This window comes from Stenotrophomonas maltophilia group sp. P373 (genome assembly GCF_053295075.1).
The window spans coordinates 1,608,534-1,628,994 of record NZ_CM129994.1; the positions used below are offsets into that span (position 1 = coordinate 1,608,534).

Below are 20,461 nucleotides of genomic sequence, written 5' to 3' on the forward strand. Positions count from 1 at the left end.
GTGCTTGCGATGGCGGCTGGCGCTCAGGAACAGGGTCCGGCGCGGCGCAGGGGGATAAGGGTCGTCGTCCATAAGGTGCGCCCGAAGGCGCGCTGGCATCTTAGCAAAGGGGCGTGGCAGGGTGGCAACCGCCTGTTCAGGTTGGGGGTCCCAGAGCCAGGAAAGGGCGCGGGGATACCCGTGATGGTCATCTAGCCGTCATAATTCGCTCTGGTGCCGTCCTTCCCGCGACGGCTGACAGGTTTCTCAATGTTCTCTCTGCAGACCATTTTCGGTTCCGGCAAACAGTTCTACACCCTGCTCGATGAGGCTGCCGTCGCGGCTTCCGATGCCGCCAAGGCGCTGCATTCCATGCTGCGCGAGGCCGACCGCCAGCCCGCGCTGGACGCCTTCAAGCTGGCCCGCCTGCGCGAACGCGCGGCCTCGGACAAGATCAGCCAGGCGCTGGTCGACAGCTTCATGACCCCGATCGAGCGCGAAGACATCGAAGCGCTGGGTTCGGCCCTGTACAAGATTCCGAAGCAGATCGAGAAGTTCGCCGATCGCTATTCGCTGGCCACGACCCACCTGGAGCACATCGACTTCGCGCCGCGCGCGGCGATGCTGGAACAGGCCGCCGGCGTGGTGGTGGAGATGGTGGCCGACCTGCGCCACATGAACCTGGACCGGATGACCGCGCTGAACGAGAAGCTGCGCTCGCTGGAGAACGAGGCCGACCGCCTGATGCTCGAGCTGTACCGCGACATCTACTCCGGTCGCCTGGACAACCTGCAGATGTTCCTGCTGAAGGAATTCTTCGAGATCCTGGAAAAGGCCATCGACCGTTGCCGCGAGGCCGGCGTGGTGGCGTACCAGATCGTGTTGAAGAACAGCTGACGGACGCCGCCGCATGTTGACCCTTGTCCTGGTGGTGATCCTGGCCGCGCTCGTCTTCGAGTTCATCAACGGCTTCCACGACACTGCCAACTCCATTGCCACCGTAGTGGCGACCAAGGTGCTCTCGCCCGGCTGGGCGGTGATGCTGGCCGCCTTCATGAACCTCATCGGTGCGCTGACCGGTACGGCGGTGGCGCTGACCATCGCCTCGGGCCTGCTCAACACCAACGTGGTCGAGGTTACTCCGCAGGTGATCCTGTGCGCCCTGCTGGGCGGCATCATCTGGAACCTGATCACCTGGTGGAAGGGCCTGCCGTCCTCGTCCTCGCACGCCCTGATCGGTGGTCTCTGCGGTGCCGGCCTGGCCGCGGCCCACAACAACTGGGACGCGCTGATCTGGTCGGAGCGACTGGGCAGCTGGGCGCAGAACAAGGGCCTGCTGTGGAAGGTGTTCGTGCCGATGATCACCTCGCCGATCGCCGGCTTCCTGCTCGGCATCGTGGTGATGGTGCTGCTGTGGGCGCTGATCGCCGGCCTGGCCAAGGTCGGTGGCGCCATCGGCCGCCTGGCCCGTCCGCGCATCGTCAATGCCTTCTTCGGCAAGGCGCAGATCGCCTCGGCGGCCTACATGGGCTTCGCCCACGGCCACAACGACGCGCAGAAGACCATGGGCATCATCGCGATGACCCTGATTGGTGCCGAAGCCACCGGCGCACTGAACGATCTGCCGTCCTGGCTGGCCTTCATGCACCCGGACGCGCACGCCGGTGACGGCATCGCCATGTGGATCGTACTGACCTGTGCAGTGGTGATGGCTGCCGGTACCGCCTCGGGTGGCTGGAAGATCATCAAGACCCTGGGCCACAAGATGGTCAAGCTGCACCCGATCCACGGCTTCGCCGCGGAGACCAGCTCGGCCACCATCCTGACCCTGGCGGCCCACTTCGGCATGCCGGTCTCGACCACGCACAGCATCTCCACCGCGATCATGGGCGTCGGTTTCGCCAAGAACCCGCGTTCGCTGAAGTTCGGCGTGATCGAGCGCATTGTCTGGGCCTGGATCCTGACCATCCCGGCCGCCGGCGGCTGTGCGTACCTGATCCTGAAGCTGTTCGAGATGTTCGGCTGGACCTGATGCCAACGGCCTTGGGATCAGAGCCCTTTCCCTGCGGGAAAAGGATCTGATCCCGGTAAACGAAAAAGCCCGCCGGATACCGGCGGGCTTTTTTCATGGCAGATCATTCCTCTGTATCCAAGCGTGCCGACCAACGGTCGGCACCCACCAACAGCAGCAGGAACCTGTCAGCGGCGGGGTGGGGTGGATATGCAGGACCGTTGGCGCCATGGATGGCGCCATCGAGCCCCCATGGACGGGTTTACGGCGTGTCCTGCATATCCACCCCACCTCGCCAGCCCTCAGGAAGCCCGCTTTTGCAGTTGATCTTGCCGTGGACCTTGCCGTTGCCGTTGATCCGGCGGGTGCCGGGCCGCAGTCCCGGCCGACCCTCCTCAATTGCGTTGGAACAGCGCCTGCACATCCCTGCGGAACGCCGCCTGGCTGTCGGCCCGGCTGTAGAACATGTGCCCGCCCGGATAACTGCGCACCTGCACCCGGTCCGGATTGCTGCCCATCGTCGGCATCTGGTCCACGGTCAGGATCGAACCCATGAACGGGCACGACAGGTCGTTCCAGCCATGCACGATCAGCACCTGCAGGTGCGGGTCGATCGCCACGGCCTGGCGCAGCTGGGTCACCGCGCCATCGCGCAGCTCGCCATTGCGGTCCCACAGCCGGTTCACGTCGTAGTTCAGCGCCTGGTACCGCGCATCCACCTTCCAGCCGACCACGCGCGTCACGAAGTCGACCATCGCCGTGGTGGTCGGCGCGATGATGCTGTCCAGCAGCGGATCGTTGGCGCGCTGCTCCGGATCGTTCGGGAATGGATCGAACGCGGTTACGTTGGAATCGTAGCGGCTGCCCAGCGTGCCCTTGTCGCGGAACACTTCACGCAGGTAGGCCTGGGTTTCCAGCCGACCACCGGCACGGCGCACGAACTGCGGGTCCAGCCCGGTCAGTTCGGTCACCCGGCGCAGCATTGCCTCGGTCGCCTGCGGATCGCTGCGGCCCTTCATCAACGCGGTGGCGTAGTCGCCACGGGTGTATTCCACTACTTCGCGCATCGCTGCATCGGTCAGCTTGCCCTGGCGCTCCAGGTGCGCGGCGGCGATCGACGGCAGGGTCTGCATCCACGCCATCGGCGAGACATCGGCGTTGTCTTCCAGGGTCGGGCTCAGGTACGGCGAGACCAGTACCAGGCCGTTCATCGCAACACCCAGCCGGGTCTGCAGGTAGTGGGTGATGCGTGGGCCGCGGTAGCCGCCGTAGCTCTCGCCGGTCAGGTACTTGCGCGACGCCATGCGCTGGTTGCGCAGCAGCCAGTCGTAGATCGAGCGTGACAGGTATTCGATGTCGGCGCTGGGGTTGTACAGCGCCTTCTTCGCTTCGTCGTCGCCGATGCGCGCGCGGCTGAAGCCGGTCCCGACCGGATCAATGAACACCAGATCGGTGAAGTCCAGCCAGGTGCCGGGGTTGTCGTGCAGCGTCGCCGGCGCCGACGCGCTGTCACCCTCGGAGCCGAAGGTCACCACCTTGGGCCCGATCGCGCCCATGTTGAGGTAGACCGACGATGCCCCGGGGCCGCCATTAAGCGCGAAGGTCACCGGCCGGTCCTTGCCCGGCATCGTGTAGGCGGTAAACACCACGTCGGCGATCACCTTGCCCTTGGCATCGCGTACCGGCAGGGTGCCGACGGTGGCGGTGTAGTCCAGGGTGCGGCCGGCCAGGCGCATGCTCTGGCGGGCCGAGGCGTCTGCGGGCAACGCAGGTGCCTCGGTCTTGTCGTCCTTCGGATCGGGCTTGGCGTCGGCATCAGGCGCGGCCAGCACGCTGGCTGGGGCGATGAGCAGGCCGACGCAGAGCGCGGCAGTGTGCAACAGGGACTTCATGGCACCGGGTGGGCAGCGGAAGGGGATTGCGATGCTAGGCCGGTGGCGGCCCATGTCGTATGTGTCCAAAGGCATGGCCGTGCGTTGAGCCCGCTACTGGCCAGATTGGGTCAAGCGGGCAGGGTGGCTGCCGCGTCGTCATCGGCCAGCAGGCCGTAGACGGCCGAGTCGGCCAGTTCCCCCTGGATGCGCCAGCGCTGGCGCAGCACTCCCTCGCGGCGGAAGCCCAGGCGTTCGAGTACGTGCGCGGAGGGTGCGTTGCGCGGGTCGATCTCGGCTTCCACGCGATGCAGGTGGAGGGTGCCGAACAGGTAGGCCAGTACCTGCTGCAGGGCCTCGTGCATGTAGCCCTGGCCCTGGCGGTCCGGTGCCAGCAGGTAGCCGATCTCGGCGCGGGCTGCAGTGCGGTCCACTGCAAACACCACGCAGATGCCCAGCAGTGGACCTTCCAGTGATTCGCGCACGGCCAGCTTCAGCTGGGTACCGATGGCATGGGCGGCGAGATCATCGTCGATCTGTTCGCGCGCCTCGGCCTGTCGCGTCCAGGCCGGATGATTCCACCAGCGCATCACGTCGGGATTGGACTGCAGCGCGAACAGCGCGGCGGCGTCGTCACGGCGGATCGGGCTCAGGACCAGCCGTGCGCTGTGCAGCGGCAGGTCGGGGAACAGCAGCGAGTGGCTGGCCAATACGGTGGTCCACGCGGATGGACGCGCATTATGGCGCCGCCGGGTTTGCCGATGGGGGCGGCATGCCCGGGGCGGATGGGTCGGATCCCTTTCCCGGCGGGAAACGGATCCGACCCCGCGAGGGATCAGACTTCCAGCGAAGCCAGGTCGCCCTTCGACTCCAGCCAGCCCTTGCGGTCGGACGCGCGCTTCTTGGCCAGCAGCATGTCCATCAGCGAGCGGGTCTGCTCGCCATCGTCCACGGTCAGCTGGACCAGGCGGCGCGTATCCGGGTGGATGGTCGACTCGCGCAGCTGTGGCGGGTTCATCTCGCCCAGGCCCTTGAAGCGGGTGACGTTGATGGCACCCTTGATCTTCTCGCGCTCGATCTTGTCCAGCATCGAGCGCTTTTCTTCCTCATCGAGGGCATAGAACACCTGCTTGCCCACATCGATGCGGAACAGCGGCGGCATCGCCACGAACACATGGCCGGCATCGACCAGTGCCGGGAAGTGCTTCAGGAACAGCGCGGTCAGCAGCGTTGCGATGTGCAGGCCGTCGGAGTCCGCGTCGGCCAGGATGATCACCTTGCCGTAGCGCAGGCCGCTGATGTCGTCCTTGCCGGGGTCGCAGCCGATGGCGATGGCCAGGTTGTGTACTTCCTCCGAGGCCAGCACGCTGTTGGACGAGACTTCCCAGGTGTTCAGGATCTTGCCACGCAGCGGCATGATCGCCTGGAAATCCTTGTCGCGGGCCTGCTTGGCGCTGCCGCCTGCCGAGTCACCTTCCACCAGGAACAGCTCGGTGCGCGACAGGTCTTGGCTGATGCAGTCTGCCAACTTGCCGGGCAGGGCCGGGCCCTGGGTGATCTTCTTGCGGACGACCAGCTTCTCGGTCTTCAGGCGCGCGCTGGCACGCTCGATGGCGATCTGCGCGATCTTCTCGCCCAGTTCCACGTTCTGGTTCAGCAGCAGGCTGAACGCATCATGGGCGGCACCTTCGACGAAACCGGCGGCCTGGCGCGAGGACAGGCGCTCCTTCGTCTGGCCGCTGAACTGTGGGTCGGTCATCTTCAGCGACAGCACGAACGACACGCGGTCCCACACGTCTTCCGGGGCCAGCTTGACGCCACGCGGCAGCAGGTTGCGGAAGTCGCAGAACTCGCGCAGCGCTTCTGTCAGGCCGGTGCGCAGGCCGTTGACATGGGTGCCGTGCTGCGCGGTGGGAATCAGGTTGACGTAGCTTTCCTGCACCAGCTCGCCTTCCGGCAGCCAGGCCACGGCCCAGTCAACTACCTCGGTGTCCTTCTTCAGGTTGCCGACGAACAGGTCGGCCGGCAGCGATTCGCGCTCGCCCAGCTCCAGCTTCAGGTAATCGCGCAGGCCGTCTTCGTAGTACCAGGTATCGACTTCACCGGTGGCTTCATCGGTCAGCTTCACGGTCAGGCCCGGGCACAGCACGGCCTTGGCGCGCAGCAGGTGCTTGAGCGCGCGCACCGCGAACTTCGGCGTATCGAAGTACTTCGGGTCCGGCCAGAAGCGCACGCGGGTACCGGTGTTCTTCTTGCCGACGCTGCCGACCACTTCCAGCGGCGTGGCACGGTCGCCGTTGCGGAAAGTGATGCGGTGTTCGGCGCCGTCGCGCTTGATGTGCACTTCCACCAGGGTCGACAGCGCATTGACGACGCTGACGCCGACGCCGTGCAGGCCGCCGGAGAAGGTGTAGTTGTTGTTGCTGAACTTGCCGCCTGCGTGCAGGCGCGTGAGGATCAGCTCGACACCCGGGATCTTCTCCTCCGGATGAATGTCCACTGGCATGCCGCGGCCGTCATCGCTGACCTCCACGCTGCCGTCCTTGTACAGGGTGATCTCGATCGAACGGGCGTGACCGGCGAGGGCTTCGTCCACCGAGTTGTCGATCACTTCCTGCGCCAGGTGGTTCGGGCGCGCGGTGTCGGTATACATGCCGGGACGGCGCTTGACCGGGTCAAGGCCGGACAGGACTTCAATATCGGCGGCGTTATAGCGGGCGTTCATCTGTCTTCGAAAGCTTGGAGCGACGGGCAAGTGTGGGGTCTGGCACGGGAATTTGCACGCCTGCGGTTCAGTCTCGGCGGCGCAGAGGAGGTAAAATAGCCCTCGCTGGAATCTGAACGCCGGCGGCCCCGTTGGGTCTGAACGTCCAAGCCATACCGCGAGGAGGACCTCATGAAGAAGTTGCTGACCATTGCGATCCTGGCCGCTGCCGCCGTTGCAGTGCCGCTGGTGGTGGCGCAGAACGCCGGCCAGCCGGCCCCGCAGCAGGGTGACCAGGCCGACAAGGCGCAGGCCGAGGCCGATGCCAAGGCCAAGCGTCGGGCCCAGGCCAATGCCGAAATGAAGGCGCAGGGCCAGCCGGCCCCGCAGCAGGAAGAGGAAGAGGAAGCGCGCAAGAAGCGCTGATCCCGCAACCTGCCAGGCGCCCTTGCGACAAGGGTTGCGCACCGGAACGCCCCGCCCAGCGGGGCGTTTTTTGTTGGATCGGCCGCACAAGCCCCTTGGGTTGGCGGCCATCAATCTGTAAACTATGGCTTTCCGGGAGTAAGTGCGTGTCCACCCTTTGCGAATGGGCTGGAGCGGCCAAGCGTGGCTTCCAGCATGGCGGGTCGCAGGTGACGGTCGATTTGACCGGCACGGCCGCCCCGACCTCGCACGATGGTTCCCGTCCGGCGCCTGCCGCCGCACGGATCCGCACCTCCCTCGCTGCCACAGCGAACCGGAAGACCCCCTCTGAGCACCATGCCCGCCCTCCGGGTGCGCGTGGTGCTGCCGTTTTCCATTTCCAGACAGGATGCTTGCAGCCATGACTCCCTTGATTTTCGTAACCGGCGGCGTGGTGTCCTCGCTCGGCAAAGGCATTGCCGCCGCGTCGCTGGCCGCCATTCTCGAAGCCCGTGGCCTGAAGGTCACGATGATGAAGCTCGACCCGTACATCAACGTCGACCCGGGCACCATGAGTCCGTTCCAGCACGGTGAGGTCTATGTCACCGACGACGGCGCCGAGACCGACCTCGACCTGGGCCACTACGAGCGCTTCGTGCGCACCCGCCTCAGCCGCAAGAACTCGGTCACCACCGGCCGCATCTACGAGAACGTGATCCGCAAGGAGCGCCGCGGCGACTACCTGGGCGCGACCGTGCAGGTCATTCCGCACATCACCGACGAGATCCGTCGCTGCATCGACGAAGCCACCGAAGGCTATGACGTGGCCCTGGTCGAGATCGGCGGCACCGTCGGCGACATCGAGTCGCTGCCGTTCCTGGAGGCGATCCGCCAGGTGCGCACCGAGCGTGGCCCGGAGAAGGCGCTGTTCATGCACCTCACCCTGGTGCCGTACATCGGCGCCGCCGGCGAGCTGAAGACCAAGCCGACCCAGCACTCGGTGAAGGAGCTGCGCTCGATCGGCATCCAGCCGGACGTGCTGCTGTGCCGCTCCGAGCAGGCGGTGCCGGATTCGGAGCGCCGCAAGATCGCCCAGTTCACCAACGTTTCCGAGCGTGCGGTGATCAGCGTGCCGGACGTGGACGTGCTGTACCGCATCCCGTCTGGCCTGCATGCACAGGGCCTGGACGAAATCGTGGTCAACCAGCTGAAGCTGGCCGACAAGGCCGGTCCGGTCGACCTGTCGATGTGGGAGGACGCGGTCGACGCGACCCTGCATCCGCTGGATGAAGTGACCATCGCCGTGGTCGGCAAGTACGTCGACCACCAGGACGCCTACAAGTCGGTCGGCGAAGCACTCAAGCACGGCGGCCTGCGCCAGCGCACCAAGGTCAACCTGAAGTGGCTGGAAGCACAGGACCTGGAAGGCACCGACATGGCCGCGCTGGCCGATGTCGACGGCATCCTGGTGCCGGGTGGCTTCGGTGACCGTGGTTTCGAAGGCAAGGTGCTGACCTCGAAGTTCGCCCGCGAGCAGCAGGTTCCGTATTTCGGCATCTGCTACGGCATGCAGGCGGCCGTCGTCGATTACGCGCGCAACGTGGTCGGCCTGGAAGGCGCCAACAGCACCGAGAACGACCGCCAGTCGCCGAACCCGGTGATCGGCCTGATCACCGAATGGCGCACCGCCAGCGGCGATGTCGAGAAGCGTGACGACAAGAGCGACCTGGGTGGCACCATGCGCCTGGGCCTGCAGGAGCAGCGCCTGAAGCCGGGCACGCTGGCCCGCGAGCTGTACGGCAAGGACGTGGTCGCCGAGCGCCACCGCCACCGCTACGAGTTCAACAACCGCTACCGCACCCAGTTGGAAGATGCGGGCCTGGTGATCGCCGGCAAGTCGATGGACGACACCCTGGTGGAAGTGGTCGAGCTGCCGCGCGACGCGCATCCGTGGTTCCTGGCCTGCCAGGCGCATCCGGAATTCCTGTCCACGCCGCGTGACGGACACCCGCTGTTCATTGGTTTCATCCGTGCCGCGCGCGAGCGCAAGGCCGGCGGCAAGCTGCTTTCCGAAGCGCGCGCCTGACTTGTGAATGGGGGCTTCGGCCCCCATCCTGCATGCTTCAACCCCCAGCGCACCGGCCCGTCCGGTGCTGCGGACAACAAGGAAACGCCATGAAACTGTGTGGATTCGAGGTCGGGCTGGACCAGCCCCTGTTCCTGATCGCCGGCCCCTGCGTGATCGAGTCGATGCAGCTGCAGCTCGATACCGCCGGCAAGCTGAAGGAGATCACCGACAGGCTCGGCGTCAACTTCATCTTCAAGTCCAGCTTCGACAAGGCCAACCGCACCTCGGGCACCGCGTTCCGCGGCCCGGGCATGGAAGAGGGCCTGAAGGTGCTGGCCGAAGTGAAGAAGCAGATCGGCGTGCCGGTGCTGACCGACGTCCACGAATACACCCCGATGGACGAAGTGGCCTCGGTGGTGGACGTGCTGCAGACCCCGGCGTTCCTGGTCCGCCAGACCGACTTCATCCGCAAGGTGTGCTCGGCCGGCAAGCCGGTCAACATCAAGAAGGGCCAGTTCCTGGCGCCGTGGGACATGAAGCCGGTCGTGGAGAAGGCCAAGGCCACCGGCAACGAGCAGATCATGGTCTGCGAGCGCGGTGCCAGCTTCGGCTACAACAACCTGGTCAGCGACATGCGTTCGCTGGCGGTGATGCGCGAGACCGGTTGCCCGGTGGTGTTCGACGCCACCCACTCGGTGCAGTTGCCGGGCGGGCAGGGCACCAGCTCAGGCGGCCAGCGCGAGCACGTGCCGGTGCTGGCCCGTGCCGCGGTGGCGGTGGGCATCTCCGGCCTGTTCGCCGAAACCCATCCGGATCCGTCAAAGGCGCTGTCCGATGGTCCCAACGCGTGGCCGCTGGACCAGATGGAGGCCCTGCTCGAGACCCTGATGGAACTCGACGCGGTGACCAAGAAGCACGGCTTTTCGCGCTTCGCGTGAGTCGTGACCCGTGGGTGGCGCTGGAAACCCAGCGCCGCCGCCGGCACTGGAGACAGTGGCCGTGGGGCCTGATCGCGCTGGGGCTGTCCGCGGTGTTCACCGTGGGCTTGTTCTGCCTGGTGCTGATCGGCGCCGCGTCAGTGCGCCCACCGGGTGATGGCGGCAGCGCGCTCGATCTTCGGGCGTATTTCATTGCGCTTGTGGTCGGAGAGCTGCTGGCCAGCGCAGGGTGCGTCGCTTCGGCTGTGCTGGCCTGGCGATTGAACCGTGGCAAGGTACCGGCAGGGCTGGCGATCATCCTGCTTTCTCTGTGGATCGGCACCCTGTTCTACGGATGGCGTTGATGAATACGACCCCATCGGCGCGCGGCTGGCCCTGGGGCCTGATCGCGCTGGCGCTGTCCGTGTTGACCTGGATGGCCCTGGTGGTGGGCGTGCTGGCCTTCACCGCCGGCTTCCGGCCGCCCGGGGACGGAAACAATGGCGTGCAGGCCACGCAGTGGTGGATGCTGGGCGCGCTGGTCACGATGGTGCTGTGCTTTCTCGGCAGCCCGGTGGCGATGGTGTTGGCCTGGCGACGGCGGCGTGGCCCCATCCTTGCGGCGATTGCCGGTGCATTGCTGGTGATGCTGGTCTCGCTGGTCCTTATCGTGATCGGGTCGAGCTGGGGCTGATGCAGGCCACGCCATTTGGCAAGTGGCGGGCAGCCGGGGATAATCACGCGGCATTCGTTTTGTCGCCCCCTCTCCAGACAGGTAACCGGCCCGACCATGAGTACGATCCGCAGCATCCACGCCCGTGAAATCCTCGACAGTCGTGGCAATCCCACGCTGGAAGCCGAAGTCATCCTGGAGGACGGTTCGTTCGGTCGCGCCGCGGTTCCCTCAGGCGCCTCGACCGGCACCAAGGAAGCGGTCGAGCTGCGTGACGGCGACAAGACCCGTTACCTGGGCAAGGGCGTGCGCAAGGCCGTTGACAACGTCAACACCACGATTGCCGCCGCGCTGAAGGGGTTTGAAGCCACCGACCAGGCCGGCCTCGACCGTCGCCTGATCGATCTGGACGGCACCGAGAACAAGGGTCGGCTGGGCGCCAACGCACTGCTGGGTGTTTCGATGGCCGCCGCGCACGCCGCCGCCGCATCCAGCAAGCAGGCGCTGTGGCAGTACCTGGCTGCCCGGACCGGCGTGACCCCGTCGCTGCCGGTGCCGATGATGAACATCATCAACGGCGGCGCGCATGCCGACAACAACGTCGACTTCCAGGAGTTCATGGTGCTGCCGGTCGGCTTCACCTCGTTCTCCGAAGCATTGCGCGCCGGTACCGAAATCTTCCATTCGCTGAAGTCGGTGCTGAAGGGCCACGGCCTGAGCACGGCGGTGGGCGACGAAGGCGGCTTCGCGCCGGACTTCCGCAGCAACGTCGAAGCGCTGGACACCATCCTCGAAGCGATCGGCAAGGCCGGCTACACCGCCGGTGAAGACGTGCTGCTGGGCCTGGACGTGGCCTCCAGCGAATTCTTCGAGAACGGCAAGTACAACCTGGTCGGCGAGAACAAGCGCCTGACCTCCGAACAGTTCGTCGACTTCCTCGCCGACTGGGCCGCGCAGTACCCGATCATCACGATCGAAGACGGCCTGGCCGAGAACGACTGGGCGGGCTGGAAGCTGCTGACCGACCGCATCGGCAAGAAGGTGCAGCTGGTCGGTGACGACCTGTTCGTGACCAACCCGAAGATCTTCCAGGAAGGCATCGACTCGGGCACCGCCAACGCGATCCTGATCAAGGTCAACCAGATCGGCACCCTCAGCGAAACCCTGGAAGCGATCGCCATGGCCGACCGCGCCGGCTATGCCGCCGTGGTCTCGCACCGCTCGGGCGAAACCGAAGACACCACCATCGCCGATATCGCGGTGGCCACTACCGCCACCCAGATCAAGACCGGCTCGCTGTGCCGCAGCGATCGCGTGGCCAAGTACAACCAGCTGCTGCGCATCGAGGAAGCCCTCGGCGCCGGCGCGCGTTACGCTGGTCGTGACGCGTTCGTTTCGCTGAAGCGCTGAGCCGATGCGCGACTGGCGCTGGATGCTGCTGGTGCTGGCCCTGTTGCTGGGCTGGCTGCAGTACCGCTTCTGGTTCGGTCCGGGCAATTCGGGTGAAGTGATGATGCTCGAAGCCCAGGTCGCCAACCAGGAGCGGGACAATGAGGGCCTGCAGCAGCGCAACGACGCGCTGGCCGCCGAAGTGAAGGACCTCAAGGAAGGCCAGTCCGCCATCGAGGAACGCGCGCGCAGCGAGCTGGGCATGATCAAGCCCGGCGAGAAGTTCTACCGCGTGGTCGAGGATGCGCCGGTCCGTCCGGCGCAGCCCGCTGCAGGCGTCACTGTCCAGGCCGGCGATCACCCGGCGGACGTGCCATGAGCGCGGCGATCTGGGTGGTGGTTCCGGCTGCCGGCCGTGGCGCCCGCTTTGGTGCGCCGCTGCCCAAGCAGTACCTGCAGGCGGGCGGGCAGATCCTGCTCGCCCATACCCTGGACGCGCTGCTGGCGCATCCGGCCGTGGCCGGCGCAATGGTGGTGATCGGCCAGGACGATGGCGACTGGCCGGGCTGGAGCGAATGGGCCGGCAAACCGGTACTGACCTGCATCGGTGGCGCGACCCGTGCCGCCTCGGTGCTGGCCGGGCTGCAGGCACTGCCGGACTCGGTGCGCGCCGACGAATTCGTGCTGGTCCACGACGCCGCGCGACCCAACCTGTCGCTGGCCGATCTTGGCCGCCTGCTTGAAGTCGGGCGTGCCGATCCGGTCGGGGCGATCCTGGCCGCACCGGTGCGCGACACCCTCAAACGTGCGGGCGACGACGGTGGCATCGATGGCACCGAACCGCGCGAGCGGCTGTGGCGTGCGCTGACACCACAGCTGTTCCGCCGCCACCAGCTCAGCCGCGCGCTGTCTGACGCCGCCGCTGCCGGTGTTGAAGTCACCGACGAGGCCATGGCCATGGAGCGCCAGGGCCAGCGCCCGCTGCTGGTGGAAGGCAGCGAGGACAACTTCAAGGTCACCACCCCGGCCGATCTGGACCGGTTCGAATTCGTACTTTCCCGCCGCGCCGGCTGACTGCCCGCGCGGCCCTGCTGCAAGGGCTGCATCCATGAGCACCGCACCGTTCCCGCCCGTCCGTATCGGCCAGGGCTACGACGTCCATGCCTTCGGTGAAGGCGATCACATCATGCTCGGCGGAGTGAACGTGCCGCACAGCTGCGGCGTGCTGGCGCACAGCGACGGCGACGTGATCCTGCACGCCCTGTGCGATGCCATGCTCGGTGCGCTGGCGCTGGGCGATATCGGCCAGCATTTCCCGCCGAGCGATGATCGCTGGAAGGGCGCCGACAGCAGCGATTTCGTGCGCCATTGCGACAGCCTGCTGCGCGAGCGTGGCTGGCGCGTTGGCAACACCGACATCACCGTGATCTGCGAGCGGCCGAAGGTTGGCCCGCATGCGCTGGCCATGCGTGAGCGCATTGGTGGGCTGCTGCAGCTGCCGCTGGACGCGGTCAGCGTCAAGGCGACCACCTCGGAGAAGCTGGGCTTCACCGGCCGCGGCGAAGGCATCGCCGCGCAGGCGGTCGTGTTGCTGGTGGCGGCATGATCCCGCTGCCGTTGGCGTTTGGTGCGCCGCTGTTGACGGCGCGCATCCGCACCACGCCGGACGATTTCCAGGTGGATGAACTGCCGGCCTTCGAGGCCACCGGTGAAGGCGAGCACCTGTTGCTGCACATCCGCAAGCGCGGCGCCAACACCGTGCATGTGGCCAAGCTGCTGGCCAAGTGGGCGGGCCTGCCGGAAATGGCGGTGAGCTACGCCGGCATGAAGGATCGGCATGCGGTCACCACCCAGCGTTTCAGCGTGCACCTGCCCAAGCGCGTCGCGCCGGATCTGGCCGAGCTGGCCAGTGATGAGATCGAAGTGCTCGAAGCGACCTGGCACAACCGCAAGCTGCAGCGTGGTGCACTGGCCGGCAACCGCTTCAGGCTGGTGCTGCGCGAGGTGCAGGGCGATGCTGCGGCGATCAGCGAGCGCCTGCAGCAGATCGCCGGGCGCGGCCTGCCGAACTGGTTTGGCGAGCAGCGCTTCGGCCGCGACGGCGGCAACGTGCCTGCCGCATTGGCGATGTTCGGTGGCCGCCGCATGCGCAAGGACCAGCGTTCGCTGCTGCTGTCAGCCGCCCGCTCGGCGCTGTTCAATCGTGTGCTCGCCGCGCGCGTGGAGCAGGGCAACTGGGATCAACCGCTGGACGGTGAAGTGTGGATGCTCGATGGCAGCCGCAGCGTGTTCGGCCCCGAACCCTACACCGACGTGCTGGCCGAGCGCTTGGCGCGTTTCGACATCCATCCCAGCGCGCCGCTGTGGGGCGAAGGCGAGCTGCGCAGCGCCGACGCTGCACGTGAGCTGGAGCTGGCCGCGCTGGACGACGAGGAATCGAAGGCGCTGCGCGCTGGCCTGGAAGACGCACGGCTGAAGCAGGAGCGCCGCGCGCTGCGCCTGCGCCCGGCATTGCTGCAGCATCAATGGCTGGCCAGTGATGTACTGGAACTCTCGTTCGCGTTGCCGCCGGGCTGCTACGCCACTGCCGTGCTGCACGAACTCGGCCCCGTCGAAGACGCCGCGCAGGCCTGACAGAAGAAGGGGACGAAAAAAGGGGACGGAGGGAATTAAGTCGTTTGTGCCACAAACGACTTAATTCCCTCCGTCCCCTTTTTGTCAACGCCGCGCCAGCAACACCAGCACCGCGCCGGTGCCGCCTTGCCCGGTCGGCGCCGAATGAAACGCCAGCACGTCGTTGCGCAGCCGCAGCAGGCGATCGACCAGGTTCTTCAGCACCGGTGCACCGCCATCGGACTGCAGGCCCTTGCCGTGGATGATGCGCACGCAGCCATACTCGTGTGCATGCGCTTCCAGCAGGAACTGGCGCAGTAGGGTTTCCGCCTGCGCGGCGGTGGCGCCGTGCAGGTCCAGCTCATCCTGTACCGAATACTGGCCGCGCTTGAGACGCTGGAACAGGCGCGGTGGCAGGTTGTCGCGGCGGTAGCTGGCCACGTCGCCCGCTTCCAGCGGCGTACTGTCGCGCAGCAGCCGCGCAAACTCGCCCGCGGCTTCGGCCTCGTCGCGTTCGGCCATGCGTGCGCGCGGCTTCGGCCGGGGTGCAGCAGGCGCCGGTTCGGCATCCTTGCGCAGCGGCGTCACTTCACCGATGGCCGCACGGAACAGCGCGGCCGGATCTTCGTCTTCAGGGTGCGACATGCGCACAGGGTAAACCGCCGGCGCGGGTCTGCCTATGACGGTTCGATGTCGGCCGTGACCGCCGGCAGGGTAGGACCGGCGGCTCGCATGCGGCACAATAGACGATGCCCTTGCAGGGTCGACGGCTTCCGCAGGGGAGTACGACGGTCCCGCCCACACTGCACGGTGACGGAATCGAATTCTTGGAAAATCAAGCGGTTAAATCGAAGATGCGAATCCTGGTCAGTAATGACGATGGTGTCGACGCCGCAGGCATCCGGATGCTTGCTTCGGTCCTGCGCGAGGCCGGACACGAAGTCACGGTGGTCGCGCCCGACCGCGATCGCTCCGGTGCCAGCAACTCGCTGACCCTGGACCTGCCGATCCGGCTCAAGCGCATCGACCATTACACCGTCTCGGTGGCTGGCACGCCGACCGACTGCGTGCACCTGGCGCTGACCGGCCTGCTTGAATTCGAGCCGGACATCGTCGTGTCAGGCATCAACAACGCCGCCAACCTCGGCGACGACGTGATCTATTCCGGCACCGTCTCGGCGGCGATGGAAGGCCGCTTCCTCGGCCTGCCGGCGGTGGCGGTCTCGCTGGTTACCCGCAACCACGATCCGAAGCACTTCGACACCGCCGCGCGCGCCGCAGTGGAGATCGTGGCCCGGCTCAAGGCCGATCCGCTGCCGGCCGACACCATCCTCAACGTCAACGTGCCGGATCTGCCCTGGAGCGAGGTCAAGGGCTTCGAGGTCACCCGCCTTGGCAACCGCCATCGTGCCGAAGGCTGCATCGCGCAGAAGGATCCGCGCGGCAACGAGGTGTACTGGATCGGCCCGGCCGGGCGCGAGCAGGACTCCGGCCCGGGCACCGACTTCCACGCGGTGCGCACCGGCCACATCTCGATCACCCCGATCCAGGTGGACCTGACCCGCTACCAGGCGCTGGAGAAAGTGGCCAGCTGGGTGGGTGGCCTCAGCGCCGCGCTGGACCGGCCGGCATGAGTCCACGCCTGCGACTGCAGCCGGAAGCTGTCGGCATCGGCATGACCTCGCAGCGCGTGCGTGACCGTCTGGTCGATCGCCTGCGCGAAGCTGGCATCGTCGACGAGTCCACCTTGAACGCAATCCGGGTTGTGCCGCGCCATCTGTTCATCGATGAAGCACTGGCCTCGCGTGCCTATGAGGACACCGCGCTGCCGATCGGCCATGGCCAGACCATCTCGCAGCCCTGGGTGGTCGCCCGGATGACCGAGGCGGTGCTCCAGGTCGCGCCGAAGCGCGTACTGGAAGTCGGCACCGGCTCGGGCTACCAGGCCGCCATCCTGGGCGCGCTGGGCCTGGAGGTCTACACCGTGGAGCGTATCGGTGACCTGTTGCGGCAGGCACGCAAGCGCTTCCGCGCACTGGGCATGAACATCCGCACCAAGCATGACGACGGTCGCGCCGGATGGGCCGAGCACGGTCCGTTCGATGCCATCGTGGTCACCGCCGCCGCGCCCGCACTGGTCGATGAACTGGTCGGGCAGCTGGCTGAAGGGGGGCGCCTGGTGGCGCCGGTGGGTGGCCCGGGCGGACAGTCGCTGGTGCAGCTGGACCGCAAGCCCGATGGCAGCATCGAACAACGCGTGCTGGCGCCGGTCACGTTCGTGCCGCTGCTGTCTGGCATGCTCGACTAATCCACGGAGCAGGGTTGCATGAAGATTTTCGGGCCGCTGTACGAGCGGGCGATGAAGTGGGCGGCGCACGAACGCGCGCCGACCTACCTGACGGTACTGAGTTTCTTTGAAGCGATCATCTTCCCGGTGATGCCGGAAGTGATGCTGGCACCGATGTGCGTGGCCCAGCCCAAGCGTGGCTGGTGGTTCGCCACCCTCAGCCTGGCGGGCTCGATGGTCGGCGCGCTGGTTGGTTACGCGCTGGGTCATTACGCTTTCGAGGCGATCAAGCCGGTGTTCGAGGCGCTGGGCATGCTTCCGGCGATCGAGCAGGGCATCACCACCGTGCAGGCGAAGATGGCCGAATCGCCGTGGGCGGTGTTCACCTTCCTGGTGCTGGGCGGCTTCATGCCGATCCCGATGAAGGTCTTCACGTGGGCATCGGGTATCGTCGGCGTACCGATGCCGCAGTACCTGTTGAGCATGTTGATCGGTCGTGGCAAGCGCGTGTTCGTGCTGGCCGCGGTCATCCGTATCGGTGGTGCGCGTGCCGAAGCGGCGCTGCGTCGCTGGATTGAACCGCTGGGCTGGATCGCCACCGTGCTGGTGGTGGTGCTGATCGCCTGGCTTGTATGGAGGTCGAAGTTCGCATGAATCCTGATCGTCTGAGCAAGGGAGTGCGCATCGGCGCGCTGGCGTTGCTGGTTTCCACACTGGCCGCCTGCGGTACCGCCACCGTGGTCCGCCCGGGCGGCGGCAACGCTGGCGGCGTGACCACGCCGAAGACCTCGGTACCCAAGCCCGGGCAGACCGTGGTGGTGCGCAAGGGCGACACCATCTATGCGCTGGCCCGCATCCATGACATCACCCCGGCCGACCTGATTGCCTGGAATCGTCTGGACAACCCGTCGACCATCTACCCCGGCCAGGTGATCCGCCTGTATCCGCAGGGGGCCACCAGCGGCCGTGCGCCGACCACGGTGGTCACCCCGCCGCGTTCGGCTGGCAGCAGTGGCGGCAGCACCGCGCCGGCCCCGGCGCCGGTCGGGCCGGTGAAGAGCAACATCGCCTGGCGCTGGCCAGCCGATGGCGCGATCGTCGGCCGCTACGTTGCCGGTGACGCGACCAAGCAGGGCGTCGACATCGCCGGCACCAGCGGCCAGCCGGTCAAGGCAACCGCCAACGGTGTGGTGGTGTACTCCGGTGCCGGCCTGGTCGGCTACGGCGAACTGATCATCATCAAGCACAGCGACCAGTGGCTGTCCGCCTATGGTCACAACCGCAAGCGCCTGGTCAATGAAGGGCAGAGCGTGAAGGCTGGCGAGCAGATCGCCGAAATGGGCCGCACCGGTGCGAACCGCGACATGGTCCACTTCGAGATTCGCTACAACGGCAAGCCGGTCGATCCGCAGCAGTACCTGCCGGCACGTTGACGCGGTTGGAACAGGGAGTGCCGGGCCATGCCTGGCGTTCCTGACCTGTAGAGCCGTGCTCGACTCAGCGACTGCGGAGCGGTCGTTTGCGATCCTGTGTGCCGCAGGCTCACCTTCACGGCGGACCGGATACCCGGCATTCTTGAGCGGTCCCAGTCGACCCGGTACCCCATGCTGCGTCCTGCTTCCGTTCTCGCCTTGCTGATCGTCGCGCCGCTGGTCACCGCGGCCAGCGATCCGCGCGACGTGGTCACCCGTCTTTACGCCGTAGTCCAGGCGCCGGCTTCAGATGAAGCGGCCGTCCCGCCGTTGCTGGGCGATGCCCTGCGCTCGGCGGTCGATGCGCAGCATGCTTACGAGCGGGCCTGTACCGCGCTGGCCGCGCACGACGAGAAGCCGCACATGCTCGACCAGAGCCTTTATCTGCTGGCGCCGGACCGACCGGACACGGTCGCGGTGGGAATGCCCGAATCGAGGGGTGACGCGACCTGGATCCGCGTCGACATGGCAGTGGGCGACTATCGATGGACCGACCGGGTCCTGCTGCAGCGGCAGGACCGGGACTGGAAGGTCATGGATATCCGCTGGGGGCAGGGCGGCCACCTGATCGGCCGGCTCCAGGAGTTCTCGGCATTCCGCTGCGCGCCTCCAGGCCGCTAGAGGCCGGAGGCACCGGTGACTCGAGAACTCAGCCTTCCAGAATGAAAGCAGCCGCGACCTTGCGGCCTTCGCCTGCCAGGATGTTGAAGGTGCGTGCGGCGGCTGGATTGTTCATCACTTCCAGGCCGATGCCGCGTGACAGGCAGGCGGCCATCACCACCGCCGATGGGAACACCTGGCGGTCACCGGTACCCAGCACGATCAGCGCCGGGTTCAGCGCCAGGATCGGCTCCAGGTCCGCCAGCTGCAACGCAGCGGCGCTCGCCACCGGCCAATGCGCGACCAGCTGGTCCGGGGTCAGGAAGAAGCTCCCGTCCAGCACCTGGTCATTGACCTTGGCCGAGCGGCCATCGGCGGCGCGCAGGCTGTAGGCGTAGTCGGGCGGTTCGTGGTTCAGCTGCATGACGGTAGGGCGATCAGCCGCGCGGCAGCACGATCTGGCGCTGTTCCCTGCTCGGGCGGTACAGCACGGCGACGTGGCCGATGCGCTGCACCAGAGCGCTCTCGGTGGCTTCGACGATCTCGCCGATCATCACGTCACGGGCGTCGCGATCCTCGGCAGCGACCTTCACCTTGACCAGTTCGTGGCGCTCCAGCACTTCGTTCAGCTCAGCGATGAAGGCCGGGGTCACACCCTTGCCGCCGGTCTGCAGCAGGGCCTTCAGGTCGTGGGCTTGGCCGCGCAGGAAACGGGTCTGGGAAGCGGTCAGGGCGATGGACATGCAGGAAAACACGGTTGAATGGGGCGATCAGGGTATCATGAGGACCCCATCAGCCCCTATTTTCAATGGCTACCCGCAGCAAAAGCAGCCAGCGCTGGCTCAAGGAACACTTCTCCGACCCCTTCGTGAAGAAGGCGCAGGCCGAAGGCATGCGCTCGCGCGCCGCCTACAAGCTCGAAGAGCTGCTTGAACGTGACCGGCTGCTGAAGCCGCACATGGTGGTGGTCGACCTCGGCGCGGCGCCGGGTGGCTGGTCTCAGCAGGTTAGGAGACAGATCGGCGACACCGGCCGCGTGCTGGCCCTGGACATCCTGGACATGCCGCCGCTGGCCGGCGTGGAGTTCCTTCATGGTGACTTCAGGGAAGAAGCGGTCCTATCGCAGTTTGAAGCCATGCTCGGGGATCAGCCGGTAGACCTTGTGCTGTCGGACATGGCCCCCAATAAGAGTGGTGTGGGCGCGGTCGACCAGCCGCGGATGATGCACCTGGCGGAGCTGGCCCTGGATTTTGCCGACAACCACCTGAAGACCGGTGGGGCATTCCTGATCAAGCTGTTCCAGGGCGAGGGCTTTGACGACTACGTGCGCGACATGCGCCGCCGGTACGACAAGGTCTCCATCCGCAAGCCGGAAGCCTCGCGCAAGCGCTCTCCCGAGGTGTACGCCTTGGGTCAGGGAAAACGCGCCCACATGAAGTAAGCTCGCAATGTACGCAAGTTCGACCCCCACG

Annotated in this window: 24 protein-coding genes; 18 read left to right on the forward strand and 6 right to left on the reverse strand. The window is 66.5% G+C overall.

Annotated elements, in window-relative coordinates:
* Positions 1 to 249: 249 nt before the first annotated feature.
* On the forward strand, positions 250 to 876 hold the full coding sequence (locus tag ACSYHF_RS07450; RefSeq protein WP_004152833.1) for a DUF47 domain-containing protein: 627 nt from the start codon (positions 250 to 252) through the stop codon (positions 874 to 876).
* Between the two features lie 13 nt (positions 877 to 889).
* Positions 890 to 2,011 (forward strand): inorganic phosphate transporter, encoded by a 1,122-nt coding sequence (locus ACSYHF_RS07455; protein ID WP_005416018.1) that lies wholly within the window; start codon positions 890 to 892, stop codon positions 2,009 to 2,011.
* A 374-nt stretch (positions 2,012 to 2,385) separates the two neighbouring features.
* Here ACSYHF_RS07455 and ACSYHF_RS07460 read toward each other — a convergent pair whose 3' ends face one another.
* The 3 genes from ACSYHF_RS07460 to parE form a co-directional block, all read right to left on the reverse strand.
* Positions 2,386 to 3,882: a S10 family peptidase gene (locus ACSYHF_RS07460; RefSeq protein WP_032954081.1), complete on the reverse strand. Its 1,497-nt coding sequence runs from the start codon at positions 3,880 to 3,882 to the stop codon at positions 2,386 to 2,388.
* 110 nt (positions 3,883 to 3,992) lie between these two features.
* Positions 3,993 to 4,571 (reverse strand): GNAT family N-acetyltransferase, encoded by a 579-nt coding sequence (locus ACSYHF_RS07465; RefSeq protein WP_005416020.1) that lies wholly within the window; start codon positions 4,569 to 4,571, stop codon positions 3,993 to 3,995.
* Between the two features lie 125 nt (positions 4,572 to 4,696).
* Positions 4,697 to 6,586: a DNA topoisomerase IV subunit B gene (parE, locus tag ACSYHF_RS07470; RefSeq protein WP_005416021.1), complete on the reverse strand. Its 1,890-nt coding sequence runs from the start codon at positions 6,584 to 6,586 to the stop codon at positions 4,697 to 4,699.
* A 171-nt stretch (positions 6,587 to 6,757) separates the two neighbouring features.
* Here parE and ACSYHF_RS07475 point away from each other — a divergent pair, with 171 nt between their 5' ends.
* The 10 genes from ACSYHF_RS07475 (at position 6,758) to truD (ending at position 14,651) form a co-directional block, all read left to right on the forward strand.
* Positions 6,758 to 6,991: a hypothetical protein gene (locus ACSYHF_RS07475; RefSeq protein WP_005416022.1), complete on the forward strand. Its 234-nt coding sequence runs from the start codon at positions 6,758 to 6,760 to the stop codon at positions 6,989 to 6,991.
* A gap of 400 nt (positions 6,992 to 7,391) precedes the next feature.
* Positions 7,392 to 9,056: a CTP synthase gene (locus ACSYHF_RS07480; RefSeq protein WP_005416023.1), complete on the forward strand. Its 1,665-nt coding sequence runs from the start codon at positions 7,392 to 7,394 to the stop codon at positions 9,054 to 9,056.
* A gap of 89 nt (positions 9,057 to 9,145) precedes the next feature.
* Complete coding sequence (gene kdsA, locus ACSYHF_RS07485; protein ID WP_005416024.1) at positions 9,146 to 9,976, forward strand: 3-deoxy-8-phosphooctulonate synthase; 831 nt, start codon at positions 9,146 to 9,148, stop codon at positions 9,974 to 9,976.
* Positions 9,973 to 10,320, forward strand: coding sequence for a hypothetical protein (locus ACSYHF_RS07490; protein WP_065179304.1), 348 nt, complete (start codon positions 9,973 to 9,975; stop codon positions 10,318 to 10,320). The genes kdsA and ACSYHF_RS07490 overlap by 4 nt, the downstream gene beginning before the upstream one ends.
* Positions 10,320 to 10,649 carry a hypothetical protein gene (locus ACSYHF_RS07495; RefSeq protein ID WP_053500063.1) on the forward strand — a complete coding sequence of 110 codons (330 nt, stop codon included), beginning with the start codon at positions 10,320 to 10,322 and terminating at the stop codon, positions 10,647 to 10,649. The genes ACSYHF_RS07490 and ACSYHF_RS07495 overlap by 1 nt, the downstream gene beginning before the upstream one ends.
* 96 nt (positions 10,650 to 10,745) lie before the next feature.
* A complete protein-coding gene (eno, locus tag ACSYHF_RS07500; protein ID WP_053500065.1) occupies positions 10,746 to 12,038 on the forward strand; it encodes a phosphopyruvate hydratase in 1,293 nt (430 codons plus the stop codon).
* Positions 12,039 to 12,042: 4 nt separating this feature from the next.
* Positions 12,043 to 12,396 carry a cell division protein FtsB gene (gene ftsB / locus ACSYHF_RS07505; RefSeq protein ID WP_005416028.1) on the forward strand — a complete coding sequence of 118 codons (354 nt, stop codon included), beginning with the start codon at positions 12,043 to 12,045 and terminating at the stop codon, positions 12,394 to 12,396.
* Complete coding sequence (gene ispD, locus ACSYHF_RS07510; protein ID WP_005416029.1) at positions 12,393 to 13,091, forward strand: 2-C-methyl-D-erythritol 4-phosphate cytidylyltransferase; 699 nt, start codon at positions 12,393 to 12,395, stop codon at positions 13,089 to 13,091. The genes ftsB and ispD overlap by 4 nt, the downstream gene beginning before the upstream one ends.
* Positions 13,092 to 13,125: 34 nt before the next feature.
* A complete protein-coding gene (gene ispF, locus ACSYHF_RS07515; protein WP_005409005.1) occupies positions 13,126 to 13,623 on the forward strand; it encodes a 2-C-methyl-D-erythritol 2,4-cyclodiphosphate synthase in 498 nt (165 codons plus the stop codon).
* The gene (truD, locus tag ACSYHF_RS07520) at positions 13,620 to 14,651 is read left to right on the forward strand and encodes a tRNA pseudouridine(13) synthase TruD (protein ID WP_065179303.1); all 1,032 of its coding nucleotides are present in this window, start codon (positions 13,620 to 13,622) and stop codon (positions 14,649 to 14,651) included. Before ispF ends, truD begins: the two co-directional genes overlap by 4 nt.
* Positions 14,652 to 14,735: 84 nt before the next feature.
* Here the strand turns inward: truD and ACSYHF_RS07525 are convergent, their stop codons facing one another.
* The gene (locus ACSYHF_RS07525; RefSeq protein WP_005409007.1) at positions 14,736 to 15,275 is read right to left on the reverse strand and encodes a Smr/MutS family protein; all 540 of its coding nucleotides are present in this window, start codon (positions 15,273 to 15,275) and stop codon (positions 14,736 to 14,738) included.
* Between the two features lie 209 nt (positions 15,276 to 15,484).
* Here ACSYHF_RS07525 and surE point away from each other — a divergent pair, with 209 nt between their 5' ends.
* The 5 genes from surE (at position 15,485) to ACSYHF_RS07550 (ending at position 19,010) form a co-directional block, all read left to right on the forward strand.
* Entirely contained in the window at positions 15,485 to 16,264 is a 780-nt protein-coding gene (surE, locus tag ACSYHF_RS07530) for a 5'/3'-nucleotidase SurE (protein ID WP_005416031.1), read from the forward strand.
* Positions 16,261 to 16,938: a protein-L-isoaspartate(D-aspartate) O-methyltransferase gene (locus tag ACSYHF_RS07535; protein ID WP_005416032.1), complete on the forward strand. Its 678-nt coding sequence runs from the start codon at positions 16,261 to 16,263 to the stop codon at positions 16,936 to 16,938. The genes surE and ACSYHF_RS07535 overlap by 4 nt, the downstream gene beginning before the upstream one ends.
* Before the next feature lie 18 nt (positions 16,939 to 16,956).
* Positions 16,957 to 17,571, forward strand: coding sequence for a YqaA family protein (locus tag ACSYHF_RS07540; protein ID WP_005416033.1), 615 nt, complete (start codon positions 16,957 to 16,959; stop codon positions 17,569 to 17,571).
* Positions 17,568 to 18,350, forward strand: coding sequence for a peptidoglycan DD-metalloendopeptidase family protein (locus ACSYHF_RS07545; RefSeq protein ID WP_005416034.1), 783 nt, complete (start codon positions 17,568 to 17,570; stop codon positions 18,348 to 18,350). Before ACSYHF_RS07540 ends, ACSYHF_RS07545 begins: the two co-directional genes overlap by 4 nt.
* Positions 18,351 to 18,521: 171 nt before the next feature.
* Positions 18,522 to 19,010, forward strand: a complete 489-nt coding sequence (locus ACSYHF_RS07550) for a hypothetical protein (RefSeq protein WP_134956117.1) — start codon at positions 18,522 to 18,524, stop codon at positions 19,008 to 19,010.
* A 28-nt stretch (positions 19,011 to 19,038) separates the two neighbouring features.
* On the opposite strand, the gene ACSYHF_RS07555 is transcribed toward ACSYHF_RS07550, so the two are convergent.
* Together ACSYHF_RS07555 and yhbY are read right to left on the reverse strand one after the other, a co-directional pair.
* Positions 19,039 to 19,413, reverse strand: a complete 375-nt coding sequence (locus ACSYHF_RS07555) for an Mth938-like domain-containing protein (RefSeq protein ID WP_005416036.1) — start codon at positions 19,411 to 19,413, stop codon at positions 19,039 to 19,041.
* A 13-nt stretch (positions 19,414 to 19,426) separates the two neighbouring features.
* A complete protein-coding gene (gene yhbY / locus ACSYHF_RS07560) occupies positions 19,427 to 19,732 on the reverse strand; it encodes a ribosome assembly RNA-binding protein YhbY (RefSeq protein ID WP_005416037.1) in 306 nt (101 codons plus the stop codon).
* A gap of 65 nt (positions 19,733 to 19,797) precedes the next feature.
* Here yhbY and rlmE point away from each other — a divergent pair, with 65 nt between their 5' ends.
* Positions 19,798 to 20,430 carry a 23S rRNA (uridine(2552)-2'-O)-methyltransferase RlmE gene (gene rlmE / locus ACSYHF_RS07565; RefSeq protein WP_005409014.1) on the forward strand — a complete coding sequence of 211 codons (633 nt, stop codon included), beginning with the start codon at positions 19,798 to 19,800 and terminating at the stop codon, positions 20,428 to 20,430.
* Positions 20,431 to 20,461 lie beyond the last annotated feature (31 nt).

What these genes read in the sequence shown, in the direction of transcription:
- eno (WP_053500065.1), top strand. Translation starts at nt 10,746, where the DNA reads ATGAGTACGATCCGCAGCATCCACGCCCGTGAAATCCTCGACAGTCGT.
- ACSYHF_RS07545 (WP_005416034.1), top strand. Translation starts at nt 17,568, where the DNA reads ATGAATCCTGATCGTCTGAGCAAGGGAGTGCGCATCGGCGCGCTGGCG.
- ACSYHF_RS07450 (WP_004152833.1), top strand. Translation starts at nt 250, where the DNA reads ATGTTCTCTCTGCAGACCATTTTCGGTTCCGGCAAACAGTTCTACACC.
- ACSYHF_RS07525 (WP_005409007.1), bottom strand. Translation starts at nt 15,275, where the DNA reads ATGTCGCACCCTGAAGACGAAGATCCGGCCGCGCTGTTCCGTGCGGCC.
- ftsB (WP_005416028.1), top strand. Translation starts at nt 12,043, where the DNA reads ATGCGCGACTGGCGCTGGATGCTGCTGGTGCTGGCCCTGTTGCTGGGC.
- ACSYHF_RS07495 (WP_053500063.1), top strand. Translation starts at nt 10,320, where the DNA reads ATGAATACGACCCCATCGGCGCGCGGCTGGCCCTGGGGCCTGATCGCG.
- surE (WP_005416031.1), top strand. Translation starts at nt 15,485, where the DNA reads ATGCGAATCCTGGTCAGTAATGACGATGGTGTCGACGCCGCAGGCATC.
- rlmE (WP_005409014.1), top strand. Translation starts at nt 19,798, where the DNA reads ATGGCTACCCGCAGCAAAAGCAGCCAGCGCTGGCTCAAGGAACACTTC.
- ACSYHF_RS07455 (WP_005416018.1), top strand. Translation starts at nt 890, where the DNA reads ATGTTGACCCTTGTCCTGGTGGTGATCCTGGCCGCGCTCGTCTTCGAG.
- parE (WP_005416021.1), bottom strand. Translation starts at nt 6,586, where the DNA reads ATGAACGCCCGCTATAACGCCGCCGATATTGAAGTCCTGTCCGGCCTT.
- ACSYHF_RS07480 (WP_005416023.1), top strand. Translation starts at nt 7,392, where the DNA reads ATGACTCCCTTGATTTTCGTAACCGGCGGCGTGGTGTCCTCGCTCGGC.
- ispF (WP_005409005.1), top strand. Translation starts at nt 13,126, where the DNA reads ATGAGCACCGCACCGTTCCCGCCCGTCCGTATCGGCCAGGGCTACGAC.
- truD (WP_065179303.1), top strand. Translation starts at nt 13,620, where the DNA reads ATGATCCCGCTGCCGTTGGCGTTTGGTGCGCCGCTGTTGACGGCGCGC.
- ACSYHF_RS07460 (WP_032954081.1), bottom strand. Translation starts at nt 3,882, where the DNA reads ATGAAGTCCCTGTTGCACACTGCCGCGCTCTGCGTCGGCCTGCTCATC.
- kdsA (WP_005416024.1), top strand. Translation starts at nt 9,146, where the DNA reads ATGAAACTGTGTGGATTCGAGGTCGGGCTGGACCAGCCCCTGTTCCTG.
- ACSYHF_RS07550 (WP_134956117.1), top strand. Translation starts at nt 18,522, where the DNA reads ATGCTGCGTCCTGCTTCCGTTCTCGCCTTGCTGATCGTCGCGCCGCTG.
- ACSYHF_RS07475 (WP_005416022.1), top strand. Translation starts at nt 6,758, where the DNA reads ATGAAGAAGTTGCTGACCATTGCGATCCTGGCCGCTGCCGCCGTTGCA.
- ispD (WP_005416029.1), top strand. Translation starts at nt 12,393, where the DNA reads ATGAGCGCGGCGATCTGGGTGGTGGTTCCGGCTGCCGGCCGTGGCGCC.
- ACSYHF_RS07555 (WP_005416036.1), bottom strand. Translation starts at nt 19,413, where the DNA reads ATGCAGCTGAACCACGAACCGCCCGACTACGCCTACAGCCTGCGCGCC.
- ACSYHF_RS07540 (WP_005416033.1), top strand. Translation starts at nt 16,957, where the DNA reads ATGAAGATTTTCGGGCCGCTGTACGAGCGGGCGATGAAGTGGGCGGCG.
- yhbY (WP_005416037.1), bottom strand. Translation starts at nt 19,732, where the DNA reads ATGTCCATCGCCCTGACCGCTTCCCAGACCCGTTTCCTGCGCGGCCAA.
- ACSYHF_RS07535 (WP_005416032.1), top strand. Translation starts at nt 16,261, where the DNA reads ATGAGTCCACGCCTGCGACTGCAGCCGGAAGCTGTCGGCATCGGCATG.